The 19,553-nt window shown below is 69.7% G+C and carries 23 protein-coding genes; 16 read left to right on the forward strand and 7 right to left on the reverse strand.

Annotated elements, in window-relative coordinates; all coding sequences use genetic code 11:
• Window positions 1–317: 317 nt before the first annotated feature.
• The 3 genes from ACZ63D_RS11755 to ACZ63D_RS11765 all read right to left on the reverse strand — a co-directional run bounded on the left by ACZ63D_RS11755 (window position 318) and on the right by ACZ63D_RS11765 (window position 3,441).
• Window positions 318–650, reverse strand: coding sequence for a hypothetical protein (locus ACZ63D_RS11755; protein WP_009082506.1), 333 nt, complete (start codon window positions 648–650; stop codon window positions 318–320).
• Between the two features lie 57 nt (window positions 651–707).
• Window positions 708–2,759 (reverse strand): ATP-dependent DNA helicase, encoded by a 2,052-nt coding sequence (locus ACZ63D_RS11760; RefSeq protein WP_465354248.1) that lies wholly within the window; start codon window positions 2,757–2,759, stop codon window positions 708–710.
• 91 nt (window positions 2,760–2,850) lie between these two features.
• Entirely contained in the window at window positions 2,851–3,441 is a 591-nt protein-coding gene (locus ACZ63D_RS11765; RefSeq protein ID WP_465354249.1) for a biotin transporter BioY, read from the reverse strand.
• 187 nt (window positions 3,442–3,628) lie between these two features.
• On the opposite strand from ACZ63D_RS11765, the gene ACZ63D_RS11770 reads away from it, so the two are divergent.
• Window positions 3,629–4,285, forward strand: coding sequence for a choice-of-anchor P family protein (locus ACZ63D_RS11770; protein WP_465354250.1), 657 nt, complete (start codon window positions 3,629–3,631; stop codon window positions 4,283–4,285).
• 40 nt (window positions 4,286–4,325) lie between these two features.
• Here ACZ63D_RS11770 and ACZ63D_RS11775 read toward each other — a convergent pair whose 3' ends face one another.
• Window positions 4,326–4,901, reverse strand: a complete 576-nt coding sequence (locus ACZ63D_RS11775; protein ID WP_465354251.1) for an isochorismatase family protein — start codon at window positions 4,899–4,901, stop codon at window positions 4,326–4,328.
• 10 nt (window positions 4,902–4,911) lie between these two features.
• Window positions 4,912–6,216 carry a nicotinate phosphoribosyltransferase gene (locus tag ACZ63D_RS11780; RefSeq protein ID WP_465354252.1) on the reverse strand — a complete coding sequence of 435 codons (1,305 nt, stop codon included), beginning with the start codon at window positions 6,214–6,216 and terminating at the stop codon, window positions 4,912–4,914.
• 74 nt (window positions 6,217–6,290) lie between these two features.
• On the opposite strand from ACZ63D_RS11780, the gene clpS reads away from it, so the two are divergent.
• From clpS to ACZ63D_RS11795, 3 genes are read left to right on the forward strand one after another with little or no spacing between them, the layout of a single operon-like run.
• Complete coding sequence (clpS, locus tag ACZ63D_RS11785) at window positions 6,291–6,590, forward strand: ATP-dependent Clp protease adapter ClpS (RefSeq protein ID WP_037718267.1); 300 nt, start codon at window positions 6,291–6,293, stop codon at window positions 6,588–6,590.
• A complete protein-coding gene (locus tag ACZ63D_RS11790) occupies window positions 6,587–7,144 on the forward strand; it encodes a DUF2017 domain-containing protein (RefSeq protein ID WP_465354253.1) in 558 nt (185 codons plus the stop codon). Before clpS ends, ACZ63D_RS11790 begins: the two co-directional genes overlap by 4 nt.
• A complete protein-coding gene (locus ACZ63D_RS11795; RefSeq protein WP_465354254.1) occupies window positions 7,105–8,142 on the forward strand; it encodes a P1 family peptidase in 1,038 nt (345 codons plus the stop codon). Before ACZ63D_RS11790 ends, ACZ63D_RS11795 begins: the two co-directional genes overlap by 40 nt.
• Window positions 8,143–8,144: 2 nt before the next feature.
• Here the strand turns inward: ACZ63D_RS11795 and ACZ63D_RS11800 are convergent, their stop codons facing one another.
• Window positions 8,145–8,516 (reverse strand): hypothetical protein, encoded by a 372-nt coding sequence (locus ACZ63D_RS11800; protein ID WP_465354255.1) that lies wholly within the window; start codon window positions 8,514–8,516, stop codon window positions 8,145–8,147.
• 81 nt (window positions 8,517–8,597) lie between these two features.
• On the opposite strand from ACZ63D_RS11800, the gene ACZ63D_RS11805 reads away from it, so the two are divergent.
• From ACZ63D_RS11805 to ACZ63D_RS11815, 3 genes are all read left to right on the forward strand, one after another.
• Window positions 8,598–9,005 (forward strand): M67 family metallopeptidase, encoded by a 408-nt coding sequence (locus ACZ63D_RS11805; protein ID WP_465354256.1) that lies wholly within the window; start codon window positions 8,598–8,600, stop codon window positions 9,003–9,005.
• A gap of 65 nt (window positions 9,006–9,070) precedes the next feature.
• Window positions 9,071–9,349, forward strand: a complete 279-nt coding sequence (locus ACZ63D_RS11810) for a MoaD/ThiS family protein (protein ID WP_009082495.1) — start codon at window positions 9,071–9,073, stop codon at window positions 9,347–9,349.
• Window positions 9,350–9,353: 4 nt separating this feature from the next.
• On the forward strand, window positions 9,354–10,304 hold the full coding sequence (locus ACZ63D_RS11815) for a PLP-dependent cysteine synthase family protein (RefSeq protein ID WP_465354257.1): 951 nt from the start codon (window positions 9,354–9,356) through the stop codon (window positions 10,302–10,304).
• A gap of 53 nt (window positions 10,305–10,357) precedes the next feature.
• Here the strand turns inward: ACZ63D_RS11815 and ACZ63D_RS11820 are convergent, their stop codons facing one another.
• Window positions 10,358–11,002 carry a TetR/AcrR family transcriptional regulator gene (locus tag ACZ63D_RS11820; protein ID WP_465354258.1) on the reverse strand — a complete coding sequence of 215 codons (645 nt, stop codon included), beginning with the start codon at window positions 11,000–11,002 and terminating at the stop codon, window positions 10,358–10,360.
• A gap of 23 nt (window positions 11,003–11,025) precedes the next feature.
• On the opposite strand from ACZ63D_RS11820, the gene ACZ63D_RS11825 reads away from it, so the two are divergent.
• From ACZ63D_RS11825 to ACZ63D_RS11865, 9 genes are all read left to right on the forward strand, one after another.
• The gene (locus ACZ63D_RS11825) at window positions 11,026–12,348 is read left to right on the forward strand and encodes an MFS transporter (protein ID WP_465354259.1); all 1,323 of its coding nucleotides are present in this window, start codon (window positions 11,026–11,028) and stop codon (window positions 12,346–12,348) included.
• A gap of 131 nt (window positions 12,349–12,479) precedes the next feature.
• Window positions 12,480–13,163 carry a rhomboid family intramembrane serine protease gene (locus tag ACZ63D_RS11830; protein WP_465354260.1) on the forward strand — a complete coding sequence of 228 codons (684 nt, stop codon included), beginning with the start codon at window positions 12,480–12,482 and terminating at the stop codon, window positions 13,161–13,163.
• Complete coding sequence (gene murI / locus ACZ63D_RS11835) at window positions 13,160–13,960, forward strand: glutamate racemase (protein ID WP_465354261.1); 801 nt, start codon at window positions 13,160–13,162, stop codon at window positions 13,958–13,960. Before ACZ63D_RS11830 ends, murI begins: the two co-directional genes overlap by 4 nt.
• 36 nt (window positions 13,961–13,996) lie before the next feature.
• The gene (locus ACZ63D_RS11840) at window positions 13,997–14,764 is read left to right on the forward strand and encodes an MBL fold metallo-hydrolase (protein ID WP_465354262.1); all 768 of its coding nucleotides are present in this window, start codon (window positions 13,997–13,999) and stop codon (window positions 14,762–14,764) included.
• A 37-nt stretch (window positions 14,765–14,801) separates the two neighbouring features.
• The gene (gene rph / locus ACZ63D_RS11845) at window positions 14,802–15,578 is read left to right on the forward strand and encodes a ribonuclease PH (RefSeq protein ID WP_451997386.1); all 777 of its coding nucleotides are present in this window, start codon (window positions 14,802–14,804) and stop codon (window positions 15,576–15,578) included.
• Window positions 15,575–16,183, forward strand: a complete 609-nt coding sequence (gene rdgB / locus ACZ63D_RS11850; protein WP_465354263.1) for an RdgB/HAM1 family non-canonical purine NTP pyrophosphatase — start codon at window positions 15,575–15,577, stop codon at window positions 16,181–16,183. Before rph ends, rdgB begins: the two co-directional genes overlap by 4 nt.
• Before the next feature lie 71 nt (window positions 16,184–16,254).
• Window positions 16,255–16,944, forward strand: coding sequence for a response regulator transcription factor (locus tag ACZ63D_RS11855; RefSeq protein ID WP_465354264.1), 690 nt, complete (start codon window positions 16,255–16,257; stop codon window positions 16,942–16,944).
• Entirely contained in the window at window positions 16,934–18,679 is a 1,746-nt protein-coding gene (locus ACZ63D_RS11860) for a sensor histidine kinase (protein ID WP_465354265.1), read from the forward strand. Before ACZ63D_RS11855 ends, ACZ63D_RS11860 begins: the two co-directional genes overlap by 11 nt.
• Window positions 18,680–18,730: 51 nt before the next feature.
• Window positions 18,731–19,546, forward strand: coding sequence for an AraC family transcriptional regulator (locus tag ACZ63D_RS11865; RefSeq protein WP_465354755.1), 816 nt, complete (start codon window positions 18,731–18,733; stop codon window positions 19,544–19,546).
• The last annotated feature ends 7 nt before the right edge of the window (window positions 19,547–19,553 follow it).

Genomic DNA, 19,553 nt, shown 5'->3' on the forward strand with positions numbered 1-19,553 from the left:
CGTTGCCGGGTTGCCGGGTTGCCGGGTTGCCGGGTTGCCGGGTTGCCGGGTTGCCGGGTTGCCGGGTTGCCGGGTTGCCGGGTTGCCGGGTTGCCGGGTTGCCGGGGATCTCCCGGACGCGGAGCCGAGCGGCGAGCTTGCGAAGCAGCCGATCAGGCCGCAATAAGGCTGCCGACCGAGAACGGACGAGCACTTCCGCCACGCCGCTGCCAAGCCACCGCAGCTGAACCTAGGCAAAGAAACCGTCCGAAAACCCTTGTCCAGCAAGGCTTCCCGGCCGGATCGCGCTCAGCGAAGACAACCCGGCCGTGCCGAACTCAGCTTTGCCACACCACGTAAGCCTGGTCGGCGTCCGTGGTCATGGCCTCGATGAACTTCTCGTTGTCGAAACCGGGCAAGGTCTGCAGGCGTTCGATGAGGGCGTCCGCGGCCGGGTCGCCGCTGGGGACCGCGGTGCCTTTGCCGTCGTTGCCGACCAGCATGAAGAAGACGTCTTCGTTCCAGGGGCCGTCGGGGATGACTCTCACCATCACGGATTGCAGCTCCGACCACGTCACAGCTTCTTCGCTGCCATCGGCGAGCCGGCGCCGCACCCCGGTGTCGTCAACACTGACGGTCCGCGATTGTGCGCTGGACGAATCCTGGGTCAACGGTGCTCCCTGTCGTGTTCGTTCCACTCACCGTACCCGCCTGTCCGGTGCGCCCGGTCAGGCGGGCGCGGCCGCGTCGAGTCGCTTCAACGCGTCTCGGGCGACCTGCGGATCTGTCGTCGGCCAGAACGGCGGCAGCGACGCGCGCAGGAAACCGCCGTAGCGTGCGGTGGCCAGGCGGGAATCCAGGACGGCCACCACGCCTCGGTCGGTGACCGAGCGGTGCAGCCGTCCGGTGCCCTGTGCCAGCAGCAGCGCGGCGTGGGTCGCGGCGACGGTGAGGAATCCGTTGCCGCCCCGGGCTTCTACCGCGCGCTGGCGAGCGGACGACACCGGATCGTCCGGACGGGGGAACGGGATCCGGTCCACCACCACGAGCTGCAGCGACGGCCCCGGCACGTCCACGCCCTGCCACAGCGTCAGCGTGCCGAACAGGCAGGTGCGCGCGTCCTCGGCGAACTGCCGCACCAGCAACGGCGTGGCGTCGTCGCCCTGGCAGAGGATCGGGTGGTCCAGCCGTTCCCGCATGGCTTCCGCGGCCTGTTTCGCCGCGCGCATCGAGGAGAACAGGCCCAGCGTCCGGCCGCCCGCGGCTTCGACCAGTCCGGCCAGTTCGTCCATTGTGGACTCGGCGAGTCCGTCCCGGCCCGGCGGCGGAAGGTGTTTGGCAAGGTAGAGGATGCCGTTGCGGCGGTGGTCGAACGGCGATCCGACGTCCAGGCCGGTCCACTTCGGGCCGGTGTCCTCGTCCGACGGCGCTTCCTTGTCGGTGGCCGTTCCCGGCGACTTCACCACGCGCGCGCCGCTCGGCGGCAGACCCCATTGCCGCGCCATGGTGTCGAATTCGCCGCCGAGGGTCAGTGTCGCCGACGTCAGCACGGTGGTGTGCTGGTTGAACACGCGCTCTCGCAACAATCCCGCGACACCCAGCGGGGCGACCTTCAACGCGGGCGGGCGCGGGTTCGCGGAGTACTTGTCACCGGTCACCCAGACCACGTCGCGCTGGTGCGCCAGATCCTCGTCGTACGCGTCGAGCAGCCGCACCGCGGTGTCGTGCACCTCTTCGAGCAGCGACCGCGCCAGCTTGCGCGCGGTGGCCTCGCCGACGTCTTCCTTGCGATCCGAGCCCAGCGCGGTGAGGCATTCCTTCGCCGCGTCGCGCACCGCCGGGATCGCGCCCTGCAACGGCCGGGGCAGCGCGTCGAGCCTTCCGGCCGGGATGTCGTCGAGGATCAGCGCGAGCCCGTCGGAGGACTCCAGCAGCCGGTCCGCGATTCCGGCGTCGATCAGCTTTCCGCATCGGCGCGCGGCGGCCGACACCATCGCGCTGGTGAGTTCGCCGGTGGCGACCGAGGTGACCCGGTCGACCAGGTCGTGCGCCTCGTCGATGATCACCAGGTCGTGGTCCGGCAGCACCTGATAGCCCTGCAGCGCGTCGATGGCCAGCAGTGCGTGGTTAGTGACCACCACATCGGCGCGGCCAGCCTCGGCTCGCGCGCGTTCGGCGAAACAATCGGTGCCGACTGGGCATTTCGCGGCGCCGAGGCATTCCCTCGCGGTGACGGAAACCTGCCGCCACGCCTGATCCGACACGCCGGGCACCAGCTCGTCGCGGTCACCGGTTTCGGTGTCCGACACCCACTCGTGCAGCCGCGTGACTTCCTTGCCCAGCCGGGACACCGCGAACGGGTCGAACAGCTGCGCGTCGTCGGGCTCGTCGGCGGGGCCGGTGTCGAGCCGGTGCAGGCACAGATAGTTGCGGCGGCCCTTGAGGATCGCGAAGGTCGGTTCGCGCCCGAGCGGCTTCTTGAGCGCCTTCGCCAGGCGCGGGAGATCACGGTCGACCAGCTGGCGCTGCAACGCGATGGTGGCGGTGGAAACGACGACGGTGGTGTCTTTCTCCACCGCGTGCCGGATCGCGGGCACCAGGTACGCCAGCGATTTGCCGGTGCCCGTTCCCGCTTGCACGGCGAGGTGTTCGCCGGTGCGGATGGCGTGGCCGACGGCATCGGCCATCTTCACCTGGCCGGGGCGTTCAGCGCCGCCGACGGACTCCACCGCGTGGGTGAGGAGTTCGAGGACGCCGGGGAAATCGGTTCGGGCGGGCACAGCGAGACACGATAGCCGCCAGGTCCGACAGGATCTTCGATCCGGCGCGAACGGACCCCTCGCGCCGGATCGAAGCTCCCGGAAATCCGGTTCAGTCTTCCTTGCGGAACCGCGAAACCGCGGCCCACGCGAGCGGCAGCACGCCCGCCGCGACAACGGTCTTCAGCACGTCACCGACGAGAAACGGCGTGACGCCCTTGTCGAAAGCGGTGGCGAGATCGAACCCGGTGGCAGCCATCAGCCACGGCACGCCGAAGGCGTAGATCACGACATTGCCGAGCACCATGGTCCCCGCCATGCGCAGCGGAGTGCGGTCGCCGCCGCGACGGGCGAGCGCGCCCACGAGCGCACCGGCGAACACGAAACCGACGATGTAGCCGGCCGAGGCCCCGGACAGCCCGGAGGTGCCGCCCTGGAACCACGGCACGCCGACCGCGCCGACGAGCATGTACAGCAGCAGCGAGGCAGCGCCGCGACGCATGCCGAGCGTCGCGCCGACGAGCAGCGCGGCGAACGTCTGGCCGGTCATCGGCACCGGCGTGCCCGGAAGCGGGATGATCAGCTGCGCGGCCGCGCCGGTGAGCACGGCGCCGCCGGCGACCAGCGCCAGGTCGCGCACCAGGGTGCCGGGCACGAGGTCGGCCAGCACCTGACGGCGGGCCGGGAGAGACAGTGACGACACGGGACCTCCAACCACGGAAAACGGACGTCCGGGCAGGTTATCGTCGAGTGAGGCGACGGAACGAGACAAGTTGCGTTCCTCACCACCCCTGTCTTGCGCCACACGTCCGGGTGAGCTGCGACCGTCGACGTTTGGGACCCCCGCCGCGCTGCCGATGTCGAAGCACGGGCGAAGGGAGACAGGTCGAATGCGCGGACGGATCCTGCTGGTCACCGGGGTTTTCCTGACGGCGGCGCCTGCGCTGGCGCACGCCGATCCGCCGACGTCCACCGGCTGGGGTTCCGCGGGCAGCGCCGACGTGCTGGTGGAGCACGAACACGTGGTCACCGGGGAACTGGCGCGCTGCGACGCCGACGGCCCGGCTTCCGCGCGCTCGAACGGCGGGGAGGCAGGCGAGGTCGCGGTGTTCGGCTTCGGCGGTGCCACCTGCGAGCGGAAGGGCCCGGTCGCGGAGGTGAAAACCGGCGGGCAGCGGTTCGAATCCGACCTGCTCACCCGGTACGGCGGGCCGGAGCTGAAAGTCCGCACGTACTCGGTCGGCTGCGCCACCACGACCGATTCGGGCAGCACCGGCTCGATGTCGATCGGCGAGGTTTCCGGCTTCACCGTGCCGTCGTCGATCCCGGCGAACTACCGGATCACGATCCCCGGCGGCGCGGCGGGCACGGCGCTGGCCACGATCACGCTGAACGAGACCGTGACGCCGCAGCCCGCCGACGGCAGCCTGGTCACGCACGCGGTGCACGTGAAGCTGTTCCCGCAAGGCGGTCCAGCGAGCGGGGACATCTACCTCGGCACCGCGGCGTGCGACCCGTTCGGCAAGGGCGGCGCGCCAGCCTCGTGAGCGGCGCTGCCGGTTCTAACCGGCAACGCCACTCACGACGTTAGGCAGGCGGCAGGGCGGGCGTGCCGGTGTAGCGCACGCCTGCCTCGTCGAAGTCCTTGAGCGTCGCGTCCACCGTCGGCTGCGAACCGCCGACGGTCAGGTCCAGCAGCACATGCACGGTGAACCCGGCGCGAGCCGCGTCGAGAGCCGTGGCGCGCACGCAGAAGTCGGTCGCGATGCCGACGACGTCGACGTCGGTGACGTCATGCGCGCGAAGCCATTCCTCGAGCGTCTTGCCGTCGCCGGACTTGCCCTCGAAACCGGAGTACGCGGCGGAGTACTCGCCCTTCGAGAACACCGCTTCGATCGGCACCACGTCCAGCGCCGAGTGGAACGACGCGCCCGCCGTGCCCGCCACGCAGTGCGGCGGCCAGCTGGTGTTGAAGTCGGGCGTGTCGCTGAAGTGGTCGCCCGGGTCGATGTGGTGGTCGCGAGTGGCGACGATGTGCGCGTAGCCGCCCTCGGCCATCTTCTGCGAGATGGCCGCCGCCGCGACCGCCCCGCCCGGCAGGCCGAGCGAGCCTCCCTCGCAGAAGTCGTTCTGCACATCCACCACGATCAGCGCGGTTGTCATGGTCGGCTCCCTACAGAAAAGTCGTCGGTATCGCGGGCTCGCCGTGCGAGAGCTTGAGGCCCTCCCACGGCAGGCTCACCTGCGCGCGCCGCAGGCGGGCGCGCGCGTCGTCCAGCGTAGGCAGATCATCGACCGGCGCGCCGCCGCGCACCAGGGGGATCTGCAGGTCGACATCGTTTTCGCCGGGTTCCGGACGGCCGCCGGCGGCGGTCCAGACCACTTCCTCGACCGCGGTCCCGGTGCCGCGGTGGCGGCGCAGCGCGTGCTTGCGCCCGCCGCGGGATTCCTTGTGCGCACTGCGTTTCGCGACCGGGCGGCCGTCGACCTCGACCAGCTTGTACACCATCCCGGCGGTCGGCGCGCCGGATCCGGTGACCACCGAGGTGCCCACGCCGTAGGCGTCCACCGGTTCCGCGCGCAGCGCCGCGATCGCGTGTTCGTCGAGGTCGCCGGACACCACGATCCGGGTGTCTTTCGCGCCGAGCGAGTCGAGCTGGTCGCGGGCCTTGCGGGCGAGCGGGCCGACGTCGCCGGAGTCGATCCGGATCGCGCCCAGCTCCGGGCCGGCGACGCGCACGGCCGCCTCGATGCCCGCGGTGATGTCGTAGGTGTCCACCAGCAGAGTGGTGTCCGCACCCATTTTGCTGACCTGGGCGCGGAACGCGGCTTCCTCGCTGTCGTGCAGCAGCATGAAGGCGTGCGCGACGGTGCCGCGGGTCGGGATTCCGTAGCGGCGGCCGGCTTCGAGGTTCGACGTGGTGGCGAATCCGGCCAGGTAGGCGGCGCGCGCGGCGGCGACCGCGGCGTACTCGTGCGTGCGCCGTCCGCCCATCTCGATGATCGGCCGCCCGTGCGCCGCGCCGGACATCCGCGCGGCCGCCGAAGCGATCGCGCTGTCGTGGTTGAGGATCGACAGCACCACCGTCTCCAGCACCACCGCTTCGGCGAAACTGCCGGTCACGGTGAGGATCGGCGAACCGGGGAAGTACAGGTCGCCTTCGCGGTAGCCGTCGATGTCGCCGCGGAACTCGTAGTCCGCCAGCCACGCCAGCGTTTCCGGGTCGACGACCGCGGTCTGCTCCAGCATCGCCAGCTCGGCGTCGGTGAACCGGAAGTCGGCGATCGCGTCGAGCACGCGCGCGGTGCCAGCGACGACGCCGTAGCGGCGGCCGTCGGGAAGCCGCCGCGCGAAGACTTCGAACACGCACGGCCGGTCGGCCGTCCCGTCCGCGAGCGCGCTCGCCAGCATGGTCAGCTCGTAGTGGTCGGTGAGCAGCGCCGTGCTGGCGCTGGGGACCGGCTCGGGGGAACCCATGGGAGCAGCCTATTCACTCACATGGACGGACCTGGCGCGGCGTACCGGGTTGCCCCCGTGACACCATGGTGTGCATGTCCACGCCTGTCGCATCCGAACAGACGCAGGTTGATCCACTCGGGGCCGAACTGGCCGAATCCGACCAGCCCTGGCGGACGATCGTCTGGAACGATCCGGTCAACCTGATGTCGTACGTGACGTACGTCTTCCAGAAGCTGTTCGGCTACAGCCGGGACCACGCCACGAAGCTGATGCTCGACGTGCACAACAAGGGCAGGGCGATCGTGTCGTCCGGTTCGAAGGAGAAGGTGGAGACCGACGTGGCGAAGCTGCACGCGGCGGGCCTGTGGGCGACCATGGAACAGCCCTCGTGAAGGCCTGGCGGCGCAAGGGGGACGCCATCCTCGCCGGGTTCGAACAGCAGGAGGCCGCGGTGCTGCGCGGGCTGGTCGGGCAGCTGGAAGACATGCTGACCGCCCGGGCCGAGGAGGCCCCGCAGGACGAGCTGGCCGAGCTGACCGGGATCCGCACCGGGCCTGCCGAATCGCCGGACGATCCGGTGCTGTCGCGGCTGCTGCCGGACTTCCACAAGCTCGACCCGGACAACCCGAGCCGCGAGGACCTCGATTCGGCGGCGGCGATGCGGTCGCTGCACGAGCCGGAGCTGCTGGAGAAGAAGGTCGGCGTCGCGAAGATCGTCCTCGACACCCTGCCGCGCGACGGCGGTTCGGTGAAGCTGACCTTCGAGCAGGCCGACGCCTGGCTTGGCGCGCTGAACGACGTGCGGCTGGCGCTGGGCACCGCGCTCGACGTCACCGAGGACATGCCGGACGAGCTGCCGGAAGATGATCCCCGCGCACCCCATCTCGGCGTCTACCATTGGCTGACATGGGTGCAGGAGACGCTGATCCAAGCGCTGACCGGCTGACTGGCGGGAAAATCACCGACGTTCCCGGCGTGCTCGTAGGCCATCACGAGAGGCTGGACGACGGCTGGGCCAGCGGAACCACTGTCGTGCTCGTGCCGGACGGCGCGACCGGAGCGGTCGATCAGCGCGGCGGTGCGCCCGGCACGCGGGAAACCAACCTGCTGGAGCCGGAAAACCTGGTACAGCAGGTGAACGCGGTCTGTCTCTCCGGCGGAAGCGCGTACGGGCTCGCGGCGGCGGACGGCGTGATGCGGTGGCTTTCCGAGCGGAACTACGGATTTCCCGTTGGCGCACAGCCGTATGAGGTCGTTCCGATCGTGCCCGCGGCGGTGCTGTTCGATTTGCCGCGCAGCGCGTGGGGCAACCGGCCGGACGCCGATTTCGGTTACGCCGCTTGCGAAGCGGCCGGGGAGACCTTCGCGATGGGCACCGTCGGAGCGGGCTCGGGCGCGGTGGTCGGTTCGCTCAAAGGCGGGATCGGGACGGCGAGCGAGGTCGTCGGCGACGTGACGGTCGGCGCGATCGTCGCGGTGAACGCGGCGGGCCAGGCCGTGGATTTCGCGACCGGACGGGCCTTCGCTGGCGATCATGAGGTGAACGGCGAGTTCGGCGTCCGCTGGCCGGATCGGCCGGGCGAGGTGCCGGGGCAGCGAACCGATCTGAACACCACGATCGGCGTGGTGGCTTGCGACGCGGCGTTGACGAAGGCCGAGGCGCGCCGGTTGACGGTGGCCGCGCAGGACGGGCTGGCGCGCGCGGTGCGTCCGGCGCACTCGATGTTCGACGGCGACACGGTGTTCGCGCTGGCGACCGGCGCGCAGGAGTTGCCAGGGGAGCCCGGGTCATTCGCGGTGGCGGCGCGAGCGGGCGCGCTGGACGCGCTGTGCGCGGCGTCGGCGCGGGTGTTCGCCCGGGCGATGGTGCACGGACTGCTCTCGGCGACTTCCGCGGCCGGCGTCCCGGCTTATCGGGACGTGTGGCCGGAAGCGCTGGGCTGAGGTCAGAACGGGTCCTGCGGGAGGGCGTCCTCGTTCCGTTCGAGGTCGGCGGCGCGCACGGCGGCCACGTACTCGTCCTCGATCTCCAGCACCAGGCCGCCGAACGACACGGTCGCCCCGAGCGAGGGATGCAGGTCCACCGGGCCGAGTTCGGTCGAGCGCGGCAGCTGTGCCCACACCGAAACCGGCCTCCACCGGCGGAAAGTGCTGCAGGCGAGCACCGTGACGTGCCGATCGGTGACCACGACCAGGAAGTTCCGGTGCGCGGCCATCATCGTCACCATGAGCGATGTGGCGGGGAACACGTACTGGACGACGTCTCCGTCGGCTAGCAAATCTCGGCAGCGTTCGCGGATCTTCGAGGACACCGGCATCCGGTAATTGTGCCCTGACCTGCGGATGAGCGGTAGCTCTCACAGTGTGGACTCGTTCGGTCCACGAACTAGGATGTCCGTGTGCTCCGGATCCGCCGTGACCTCGTCGACGAGATCGTCGCCCACGCCCGCCGCGACCACCCCGACGAAGCGTGCGGGGTGGTGGCCGGTCCTGCCGGCTCGGACCGCCCCGAGCGGTTCATCCCGATGCTGAACGCGGCCCGCTCGCCGACGTTCTACGAGTTCGACTCGGGCGACCTGCTCAAGCTCTACCGCGAGATGGACGCGAACGACGAGGTCCCGGTGGTCATCTACCACTCGCACACCGCGACCGAGGCCTATCCGTCGCGCACCGACGCGAACATCGCCGCCGAACCCGACGCGCACTACGTGCTCGTCTCGACCCGAGAGCCCGATTCGCACGAGTTCCGCTCGTACCGGATCGTGGACGCCGAGATCACCGAGGAGCCGGTCGAGATCATCGACTGACTGCCGGAATAAAGCGCGGCGTCCGAGGCGTCAGCGTGTAGGAACCCACCCGGAGGTAGAAAACCATGGCCGTGACCGTGTCCATCCCGACCATCCTGCGCACCCACACCGGCGGCGAGAAGTCCGTCGAGGCGTCGGGCAAGACTGTCCTCGAGATCATCGACGACGTCGAGTCGCGGCACGCCGGGCTCAAGGCGCGCCTGGTCAAGGAGGAGAAGCTGCACCGCTTCATCAACGTCTACGTCAACGACGAGGACGTGCGTTTCTCCGGCGGGCTCGACGCCGAGGTCAAGGACGGCGACACCCTCACCATCCTGCCCGCCGTCGCGGGCGGCGCGCGCTGAGCCGGTGACTCGCTACGAGTCTCTCCTCGACGCGCTCGGCGGCACGCCGCTGGTCGGGCTGCCGCGGCTGTCCCCGACCGACGAGGTGCGGTTGTGGGCGAAGCTCGAGGACCGCAATCCGACCGGCTCGATCAAGGACCGGCCCGCGCTGGCCATGATCGAGGCGGCGGAGCGGGACGGCATCCTGCGGCGCGGGTCCACGATCCTCGAACCGACCTCGGGCAACACCGGGATCTCGCTGGCCATGGCCGCGAAGCTCAAGGGCTACGGCCTGGTGTGCGTGATGCCGGAGAACACTTCGGCCGAACGCAAGCAGCTGCTGCAGGCCTACGGCGCGCGGATCGTGTTCTCGCCCGCCGCGGGCGGCTCGAACGAGGCGGTGCGGCGGGCCAAGGAGCTGGCGAAGCAGAACCCGGACTGGGTGATGCTCTACCAGTACGGCAACCCGGCCAACGCCGACGCGCACTATCGCGGGACCGGGCCGGAGCTGCTGAAAGACCTGCCGACGCTGACGCATTTCGTCGGCGGGCTCGGGACGACCGGGACGCTCGTCGGAGTGGGGCGGTACCTGCACGAGCACAAGCCGGACGTCCAGGTCATCGCCGCCGAGCCGCGGTACGGCGAGCTGGTGTACGGCTTGCGCAATCTCGACGAGGGGTTCGTGCCGGAGCTCTACGACGAGAGCGTGCTCAACGGACGCTATTCAGTGGGCGCGTACGACGCTCTCCGGCGGACGCGGGAACTGCTGGAGCACGAAGGAATTTTCGCCGGGATCTCCACCGGCGCGGTGCTGCACGCCGCGCTGGGGATCGCGGAGAAGGCCGCTGCTCGCGGCGAGAAGGCGGATGTGGCTTTCGTGGTCGCGGACGCTGGCTGGAAGTACCTGTCGACCGGCGCGTATTCCGGGTCGCTGGACGAAGCGGCAGAACGGCTTGACGGCCAGCTCTGGGCTTGATCGAACGTCCGTGAGAGGAACCCTGAGGGACTCTGCTTCCCTCAGGGTTCCCCTCACGGCAGCAATCCCGTGACGAGTGCGCGCACGCCTCGTTCGTAACTGTCTTGTGCGGCAAGGGTTTCCCAGCGCGGCCCGATCTGGGCGAGCGTCGGGAATTCCGCCGCGTCCAGTTCCGCGAAGACTCGCTCGCGGTAGGTGTCGCCGCCCTGCTCCCGGCGTCGGGTGGCCGCCGCGCGTGAGCTGATCTCGCCCAGCGTGTAGTGCCACACCGCTCGGTAGAGATCCACCGCCGCTTCCGTCGGCAGCCTGGCTTTCTCCGCCGCCGCAACGATTTTCTCCGGGTACCACAGCCCGCCGACCGACAGCAGGTCGTCGGAGCGCAGTACCTCCACGATCCACGGGCAGCTCGCCAGCCCGTCCCGCATCGCCTTGGCGACCGCCACGATCCGGTCCGCCGGTTCCTCAGGAAGGTTCTCCGGCCGAGGCATTTCGCGCTGCGCGTAGTCGTCCAGCAGCAGCAAAAGCAGGCCTTCTTTGTCGCGCACGTGGTGGTACAGCGCCATCGCCGTGCTGCCGACCTCCCGGGCGAGCCTGCGCATGGTCAGAGCCTCGACGCCGTCCTCGCCGATGACCCGGTGAGCGGCGGCCACGATGTCGGCCCTGGAGATCTTCGGCGGTCGGCCGGTGCGCGCTGGCATGCCGCCATGCTACGTTTTTATACATGTATAAAAACTACTGGGGGACGGTCGCCGCGCTGGCGTTCGCAGTGGCGGTCGGGACCTTGCAGATGACCGTGGTGGTGCCGTTGCTGCCGCAGTTGCAGCTCAAGCTGGGCGTGCCGCTGAGTTCGGTGTCGTGGGCGCTGACCGCCGGGCTGCTGGCCGGCGCGGTCGCGATTCCGCTGGTCGCGCAGCTGGGCGACCTCTACGGCAGGCGCACGATGTCGCTGGTCGTGCTCGCGTTGCTGGTCGCGGGATCGGTGCTGGCGGCGGTGGCGGAGTCGCTGCCGGTGCTGGTTGTCGGCCGGATCCTGCAGGGGACGGCCGCGCCGTTGCTGCCGCTGGCGATCGGGCAGGTCCGGAACGTGCTGCCGGCGCGCTCGCTGCCGGCCGCGATCGGCGTGCTGAGCGCGACGATCGGCGCGGGCAGCGGCGGCGGGATGATTCTCGCCGGGCTCGCCGGCGGGGATCACCAGCTGGTGTTCTGGGTGCTCGCGGCGCTCGGCGTGGTGGCGTTCGGGCTGGTCGCCGCGGTTCGGGAGGACCGGACAGCCGCGGTCCGGGCCGGTTCGCCGGACCTGCTGGGCGCCGTGCTGGTGTCGGGATGGCTGATCTGCCTGCTGCTGGCGATCAGCAAGGGAGCCGAATGGGGCTGGGCGACCGCCGGGCTGCTGGTCGCGGCCGTCGTGCTGGCGTCGGTGTGGGTGGTGACGGCACGGCGCACGAAGACGCCGTTGATCGAGATTCCGATGCTGCTGCACCGGAAAACAGTCGGTGCGACGGTGGCGTCATTCCTGTTGGGCTTCGCGTTGTTCGCCACGATCATGACGCTTTCGGCGTACGCGCAGGGCGTCCTCGGAGCGTCGGTATTGCAGGTGGGGCTTTATCTTTTGCCGACGACGATTCTGATGCTGGTGGTTTCGGTGCTGGCTGGTGTGTTGATGCGGCGGTTCAGCGCGCCCGCGCTCGTCGCCGGTGGCTCGGCGGTGGTGGTGGCGGCCGCGGTGTGGCTGACGTCGTTGCCGGGGGATGGGCTCGGCCTCTATCTCGTCGCGGCGGTGCTGGGGCTGGGCATCGGGCTCGGTTACGCCGCGTTGGGGACGATGGCGGTCGAGCACGTCGAACCCGCGAAGACGGCCGCCGCGGGCGGGATCAACGCGCTGGTCCGGGTGGTCGGCAGCAGCCTTGCCGGAGCGGTCGGCGCGGTGGTGCTGTCGGCTGGCGGTCCCGGATGGAGCTTCGCGGTGGCGGCGGTGGCCGCACTGCTTTCCGCCTTGTTCGCGGCCGCCTACGGAAACCTGCTCCGCAAGCCCGCAGTGGTTTGACTGCCGGTCCGCGAAGGGCCCACCAAGGGAATCAACTTCCTTCGATGGGCACTTCACGGACCGCGAGCCGGGGCCCAAGTTCAGGGATTTCTCCCGAGGCCGTCCGTCCGCGCCCGACGTAGCCTGAGGTCGTGAGCACACTGCCGCCCTTCCCGCCGACGTCGCCGCAGCCCGCTGCCAGCGGCAGGCCGGTCGACGCCGCCAAGCGCATCCTGCCGCCCAACCCCAAGGCAGCGGCGTTCGTCGCGCTGGGGTTCGTGGCGGTGCTGTACCTCGTCGAACTGCTCGACGTGATCCTGCCGGGCGAGTTCACGCACGGCGGGATCCTGTCGCGCGACGCGTCCAGTCTCGACGGCATCCTCTGGGCGCCGCTGCTGCACGCGGGCTGGTCGCACCTGTTCTCCAACACGGTGCCGGTGCTGGTCTTCTCGTTCCTCGCGATGGCGGCGGGCATCGGCCGGTTCGCCGTGGTCACCGCGATCATCTGGGTGGTTTCCGGGCTGGGGGTGTGGCTGGTCGGACCGGCGAACGCCTACACCGTCGGAGCGTCCGGGCTGGCCTTCGGCTGGCTCGCGTACCTGCTGGTGCGCGGCCTGTTCCACCGGTCGCTCGCGCAGATCGCGGTCGCGGTCGTGCTGCTCGGCATCTGGAGCGGGATGCTCTGGGGCCTGCTGCCGGGCAACCCCGGGATCTCCTGGCAGGGCCACCTCTTCGGCGCGCTGGCCGGCATCCTGGCCGCGTGGCTGACCTCACGCGGCGAACGCGTCAAATCCCCGAAGATCGAGCCGACGACCCCGGGTAACCTCGGGATGTGAGTTCTCCTGGCGCGCCCATCGGTGTTTTCGATTCCGGCGTCGGCGGGCTCACCGTCGCCCGCTCGATTCTCGAACTGCTGCCCGCCGAACAGCTGCGCTATGTCGGCGACACCGCGCGCAACCCGTACGGCCCGCTGCCCATCGCCACCGCACGCGAGTACGCGTTGGCCGCTCTCGACGACATGGTCGAGAGCGGTGTGAAGGCATTGGTGATCGCGTGCAACACAGCGTCCGCCGCCTGCCTTCGCGATGCGCGCGAACGCTACGACGTACCTGTCATCGAAGTGGTCCTTCCGGCCGCGCGCCGGGCCGCCGTTGCCACCCACAGCGGGCGCGTCGGCCTGATCGGCACCGAGGGCACAGTGCGTTCGAGGGCGTACGACGACGCCTTCGCCGCCGCGCCCCATGTACGCCTCACCAGCGTCGCCTGCCCGCGCTTCGTGGACTTCGTGGAGCGCGGCATCACCACCGGCCGGCAGATCCTTGGTCTGGCACAGGGTTATCTGCAGCCGTTGCTCGAAGCCGAAGTCGATACGCTCATCCTCGGCTGCACGCACTATCCGCTGCTGTCCGGCGTGCTGCAGATCGTGATGGGACAGGACGTCACGCTCGTCTCCAGCGCCGACGAAACCGCCAAAGACCTCTACCGCGTGCTGACCGAACTCGACCTGCTCGCCGAACGCGCAGAGCCGCCGAAGCACGAGTTCCTCGCCACCGGTTCGCCGGAACCGTTCGCCCGCTTGGCGCAGCGGTTCATGGGCTTCGCGCCCGGTGCGCTGGACCCGGCCAGCGCGTGACACTGCGGTGGCGCTGAGCGGAGTTAGGGTGACGGGGTGCGACTGACGATCCTCGGGTGTTCGGGCAGCATTCCCGGGCCGAACACCGCCGCGTCCGGGTACCTCTTGGAGGCGGAGGGCTACCGGCTCGGCCTCGAACTGGGCACCGGCACCTTCGCCCAATTGCAGACCGTGCTCGACCCGTTCGACCTGGACGCACTGGTCCTTTCGCACCTGCACGCCGACCACTGCTCCGACGTCAACTCCCTGACCGTGCTTCGCCGCTACCATCCCGCGCCGCCGTATCCTGCGCGTCCGCGACGGTTGCCGCTGTACGCACCAGCAGACGCGCCTTCGCGCCTCGCGCACGCGTACGCAGCCGACGCGGCCGAGCGCGCTGCCGTGGATCTGTCGGACGTGTACGAGTTCCACGAGCTGCGCGAAGAAGCTGTCCAGATCGGGCCCTTCGACGTGACCGCCGTCGCCGTGTACCACCCGACGCCAGCTTTCGGCCTGCGCATCGCGTACGGCGGCACCATCCTCGCGTACACCGGCGACACTGGGCTGTGTCGCGGCCTCGGCGAGCTGGCCGACGGCGTCGATGTCCTGCTGTCCGAAGCGTCCTGGACCGATGCCGCCGACCGTCCGGAAGGCGTGCACCTCTCCGGGAAAGAAGCAGGCGAACTCGCCAAGGAAGCCGGGGTTGGCCGTCTGCTGCTGACCCACGTCGCGCCGTGGACCGACCGGAACGCCGTCCTGGCCGAGGCCAAAGCCGTGTTTCCGGACGCCGAGCTGGTGACCCAGGGCGCGGTCTACGACCTCTGATCGGAAAGTGTCAGGGTGACGTCCTAGAGTGCTCCCCGTGGTGAGAAAAGATGGCAGGAACGACGACCAGCTCCGCGAAGTGAAGCTCACCCGCGGGTTCCAGAAGTGGCCTGCCGGGTCGGTGCTCGTCGAGTTCGGCAACACCAGGGTGCTGTGCGCGGCGAGCGTGACCGAGGGCGTGCCGCGCTGGCGTGCCGGGTCCGGTCTCGGCTGGGTGACCGCGGAGTACGCGATGCTCCCGTCCGCGACCAACACCCGCAGCGACCGCGAAGCGGTCAAGGGCCGCATCGGCGGCCGGACGCACGAGATCTCCCGGCTGATCGGCCGCTCCCTGCGCGCCTGCATCGACCTGGCCGCGCTCGGCGAGAACACGATCGTCATCGACTGCGACGTGATCCAGGCCGACGGCGGCACCCGCACCGCCGCGGTCACCGGCGGCTACGTCGCCTTGGCGGACGCGATCACCTGGCTGGGCGCGGCGAACCGGCTCAACGACCCGCAGCCGCTGTCGTCCTCGGTGGCCGCGGTGAGCGTCGGCGTCGTGGACGGCCGGGTGCGCCTCGACCTGCCGTACGAGGAGGACTCGCGCGCCGAGGTCGACATGAACGTGGTCGCCACCGACGCCGGGACCCTCATCGAGGTGCAGGGCACTGGCGAGGGCGCCACTTTCGCCCGGTCCACTTTGGACACCATGCTGGACCTGGCGCTGGCCGGCTGCGCGGAACTGACGCGGCTGCAGAACGAGGCGCTCGCGCTGCCGTACCCGGGCGAGCTGCCGGAACCGCGTCCGGACAAGAAGAAGGGCCAGAAGTGACCAAGCTGCTGCTGGCCACCCGGAACGCGAAGAAACTGGGCGAACTGCGCCGGATCCTGGAGGCGGAAGGCATCCAGGGCATCGAGGTGCTCGGCCTGAACGACGTCGCGGAGTTCCCGGAAGCCCCGGAAACCGCCCCCGACTTCGAAGGCAACGCCGAGGCCAAGGCCCGGGACGCGGTGGCCGCCACCGGGTTGCCCGCCATCGCGGACGATTCGGGCCTGGCCGTCGACGCCCTCAACGGCATGCCGGGCGTGCTTTCGGCTCGCTGGTCCGGCAAACATGGCGACGACGAAGCGAACCTGAACCTGGTGCTGGCGCAGCTGACGGACACCCCGGACGAGCGCCGGGGCGCGGCGTTCGTCTGCGCGGCCGTGCTGGCGCTGCCGTCCGGTGAGACCACCACGGTCCGCGGCGAATGGCGTGGCACGCTGACGAGGGAAAAGCGCGGAGCCAACGGTTTCGGGTACGACCCGATCTTCGTGCCGGAAAACGAAACGAAAACCAGCGCGGAATTGAGTCCGGCGGAAAAAGACGCCGCGTCGCATCGGGGCAAAGCCCTGCGCGCGCTTCTGCCCGCCTTGCGAAAACTGGCCGACGCGTAACCAGTCAGACCGGTCCGCTCCGGAGCCGCGCTGGTGGCTCCGGGGTGGGCCTGCGGCTAGTCTCGGCAGGCATGTGCGCCAATATCGTCCTTGCCGAAGACGATCCGAAACAAGCGGAACTGGTCCGCCGCTACCTGGAACACGAGCAGCACACCGTCACCGTCGCTCCCACCGGCGAGGCCGCACTGGCGCAGATCCGCGCCGCGGAACCCGATCTCCTGATCCTCGACGTCATGCTCCCCGGCATGAACGGCCTGACCGTCTGCCGGACCATCCGGGCGTCCTCCGACCTGCCCATTCTCATGCTCACGGCCCGTTCGACCGAGGACGATCTGCTCCAGGGCCTCGATCTGGGCGCGGACGACTACGTCACGAAGCCCTACAGCCCGCGAGAACTCATGGCGCGGGTCCGCACCCTGCTCCGGAGAACCAGCGCGGCCAAAGACGGCCCGATCACCGTCGGCACGCTGACCGTCGACAAAGACAAACACGAGGTCGCGGTAAGCGGAAACCCGATCGAAACCACGCCGGGGGAATTCCGGATCCTGGAGGTCATGGCGGCCCGTCCGGACCAGGTTTTCACCCGGGCGCAGCTTTTGGAGCACCTGCACGGTTTCGACCGCTACATCACCCAGCGCGCCATTGACGTGCACATCATGAACCTCCGAAAGAAAATCGAAACCAACCCCCGGAAACCGGCGAAACTCCTGACGGTCTACGGCGTCGGCTACAAACTGACCGCGAAGTCCGATGCCCCGTAGCCTGATCTTCCGCCTCTTCGCGGTCACCGCGGCCATCGCGGTGTGCGCGATCGCGGCCACCGCCTGGCTGGCCTCCCGGACCACTTCCGGTGCCATCGAACGGGAACAGGGCCAGCTGTTCGCCGACGACGGCACCATCTACCAGGCTTTGCTTTCCTACGCGGCGACTCATCCCACGTGGTCCGGCGCGACCAAAACCCTCAACGACTACGCGGAGAAAACCGGCCGCAAAATCGTGCTGACCACCCCGCAGGGCAAGCTGATCGCCAGCTCGGAACAGAATCCGGGCACCCTTCCGCCCCAGCCGTCCGCGGTCATCGACCCGCTGGCGGTCGACACCCGGCTGGGCATCAAGTCCACCCCGGACCGGATCGACCCGGACGCGGTCGGCCCCTACAACCTTCCCGCCGCCGAACGCGAGGAACTCCGGGAAATCGCCGAAAAAGTCCTTTCCTGCACCCAGCGCAGAACCGGCCTGGGCAGCCTGGAAATCTCCCCGAGCGGCCACCCCAGAGTGATCGCACCGGCGGGCACCGCCCAATGCGGCACCGGTCTCCTGGAACGCCCCACCGAGACCGAACGAGCCGCGCTGACCAAGCTGTCCGGCCTGATCGACGCCTGTCTCGGCCGCAACGACAGCACCGTCCCGGTCGCCAAACTGGCCCTTTCCTGGACCTTCGACGGCCCGGTCGTGCAAGCCACCGACCAAACCATCACCAACTGCGTGACCTCGGCCCGCAAAGAGCAGCTGACCCCCTACGTAGCCCCCGCGGCCTGGCTTTACATCACCGAAAAGGGCACCGACCAGCCCCCGACCGGCTTCACTCTCTCCGCGGAAAACCGCACGAAGCTCATCGCGGTGACCGCCGCGATCCTCCTGCTGACGCTGATCGTGACGGGCCTGGCGTCGATCCGCCTGATCCGCCCGCTGCGCGCGCTGACCGGCGCGGCCCAGCGCCTGAAAGCGGGCGAGACGGGCGCCCGGGTCCGCGTCAAAGGCAAGGACGAGATCGCCCGGCTGGCCACCGCGTTCAACGACATGGCGCGGGCGAGGGAAGAGCTGGAGAACGCCCGCAAGGCAATGGTCAGCGATGTCGCGCATGAGCTGCGCACCCCGCTGGCCACCATCCGGGGCTGGCTGGAAGCGGCTCAAGACGGCATCAGCCAGTTCGACGACGAGCTGGTCGCCTCGCTGCTGGAGGAAGCGGTCCACCTGCAACACATCGTGGACGACCTGCAAGACCTGGCCCTCGCCGACGCCGGTGCGCTGCGCGTCCACCCGGAACCCGTCGACGCCAACACCCTGCTGGCCCACCTCGCCGCAGCCCACGCCCCGCGCGCCGAAGCCGCCGACGTCCGTCTTTCCGTTCCCCCGATGGAAAATCCGGCCATCACCGCGGATCCGGTGCGCTTACGCCAAGCCCTGGACAACCTGGTCTCGAACGCCATCCGGCACACCCCACCCGGCGGCTCCGTCACCGTTACCGCGAAGCAAGCCGAAAACGACGCGATTTTCGAAGTAACCGACACCGGAACCGGCATCGCGCCCGAAGACCTGCCGCACGTTTTCGACCGTTTCTGGCGCGCGGATCCCTCCCGAAGCCGAGCGTCCGGCGGCAGCGGTCTAGGCCTGGCAATCGTCCGCAAATTAGCCGAAGCCCACGGCGGCGAAGTCACCGCCGCCAGCATCCCCGGGCGCGGCACCACCTTCACCCTGCGATTCCCCCGCGAGTAGCGCTGGCGCGCGGACCTCGGCAATGCTGGGCGCGTGGAGTACGTGTCCCAGGTGCCGCGACCGCCGCTGGACGGCCTGATCGACGACCTCTACTACCTGGCGGGCACGCCGCCGTACGCCCGGCTGACGTTGCCACCGGCGCCGTCGGCCCTGCTCATCGTCAATCTCGGGGCACCGTTTCGGATCCGCGCCGGCCTCGAGACCGCGGAGTACGCCGACGGCTGCGTGATCACCATGCCCACCCGCGCCTACGAATTCGGCTATCCACCCCGGACCCGCTCCGTCGGCGTGCACTTCAAGTCGTGGGGCCTGGCACCGTTCCTGCCGATGCCCGCGGCCGAGCTGTGCGACCGGCCGGTGACGATAGAGCAGGTCTGGGGCAGGCCCGCCGTCGCCGAGCTGCGCGACCGGCTGGCCACGGCGTACGGACCGCACGAGATGCTGACGCTGCTCGAAGCGGAGCTGCTGCGACGGTTGTCCGAGAGCGCCGGTCTGGGCCTGGTCCGCCACACGAGCAGCATCATCGCGGCGACCCGCGGAGCGGTGGCGATCGGCGACCTGAGCGAGGCCGCTGGGGTCAGCAGCACTCATCTGGCACAGCGGTTCAAGGAACTCGTCGGAGTCACCCCGAAGCGGTTCGCTCGCACCCACCGGTTCACCGCCACCGTGTTCGCGATCGACCCGGCCGGACCGATCGACTGGGGCGGCCTCGCCGGTGCCGCGGGGTATTTCGACCAAGCCCACTTCGGCCACGAGTTCCGGGAGTTCACCGGGCTCACGCCGACCCAGTACGTCGAAGTCCGGCGGCGGTTCCTGCGCGAGCATCCCGGCCACACGCTGGACAGCTGGCCGCTTCCGGCCGATTGATTTCTTA

This window comes from Amycolatopsis sp. NPDC104775, from assembly GCF_055583325.1.

Excerpts from the sequence above, each read along its gene's own strand:
- ACZ63D_RS11770 (WP_465354250.1), top strand. The coding sequence starts at position 3,629 with ATGCGCGGACGGATCCTGCTGGTCACCGGGGTTTTCCTGACGGCGGCG.
- ACZ63D_RS11775 (WP_465354251.1), bottom strand. The coding sequence starts at position 4,901 with ATGACAACCGCGCTGATCGTGGTGGATGTGCAGAACGACTTCTGCGAG.
- ACZ63D_RS11780 (WP_465354252.1), bottom strand. The coding sequence starts at position 6,216 with ATGGGTTCCCCCGAGCCGGTCCCCAGCGCCAGCACGGCGCTGCTCACC.
- clpS (WP_037718267.1), top strand. The coding sequence starts at position 6,291 with ATGTCCACGCCTGTCGCATCCGAACAGACGCAGGTTGATCCACTCGGG.
- ACZ63D_RS11795 (WP_465354254.1), top strand. The coding sequence starts at position 7,105 with ATGGGTGCAGGAGACGCTGATCCAAGCGCTGACCGGCTGACTGGCGGG.
- ACZ63D_RS11800 (WP_465354255.1), bottom strand. The coding sequence starts at position 8,516 with ATGCCGGTGTCCTCGAAGATCCGCGAACGCTGCCGAGATTTGCTAGCC.
- ACZ63D_RS11810 (WP_009082495.1), top strand. The coding sequence starts at position 9,071 with ATGGCCGTGACCGTGTCCATCCCGACCATCCTGCGCACCCACACCGGC.
- ACZ63D_RS11820 (WP_465354258.1), bottom strand. The coding sequence starts at position 11,002 with ATGCCAGCGCGCACCGGCCGACCGCCGAAGATCTCCAGGGCCGACATC.
- ACZ63D_RS11825 (WP_465354259.1), top strand. The coding sequence starts at position 11,026 with ATGTATAAAAACTACTGGGGGACGGTCGCCGCGCTGGCGTTCGCAGTG.
- ACZ63D_RS11855 (WP_465354264.1), top strand. The coding sequence starts at position 16,255 with ATGTGCGCCAATATCGTCCTTGCCGAAGACGATCCGAAACAAGCGGAA.
- ACZ63D_RS11860 (WP_465354265.1), top strand. The coding sequence starts at position 16,934 with ATGCCCCGTAGCCTGATCTTCCGCCTCTTCGCGGTCACCGCGGCCATC.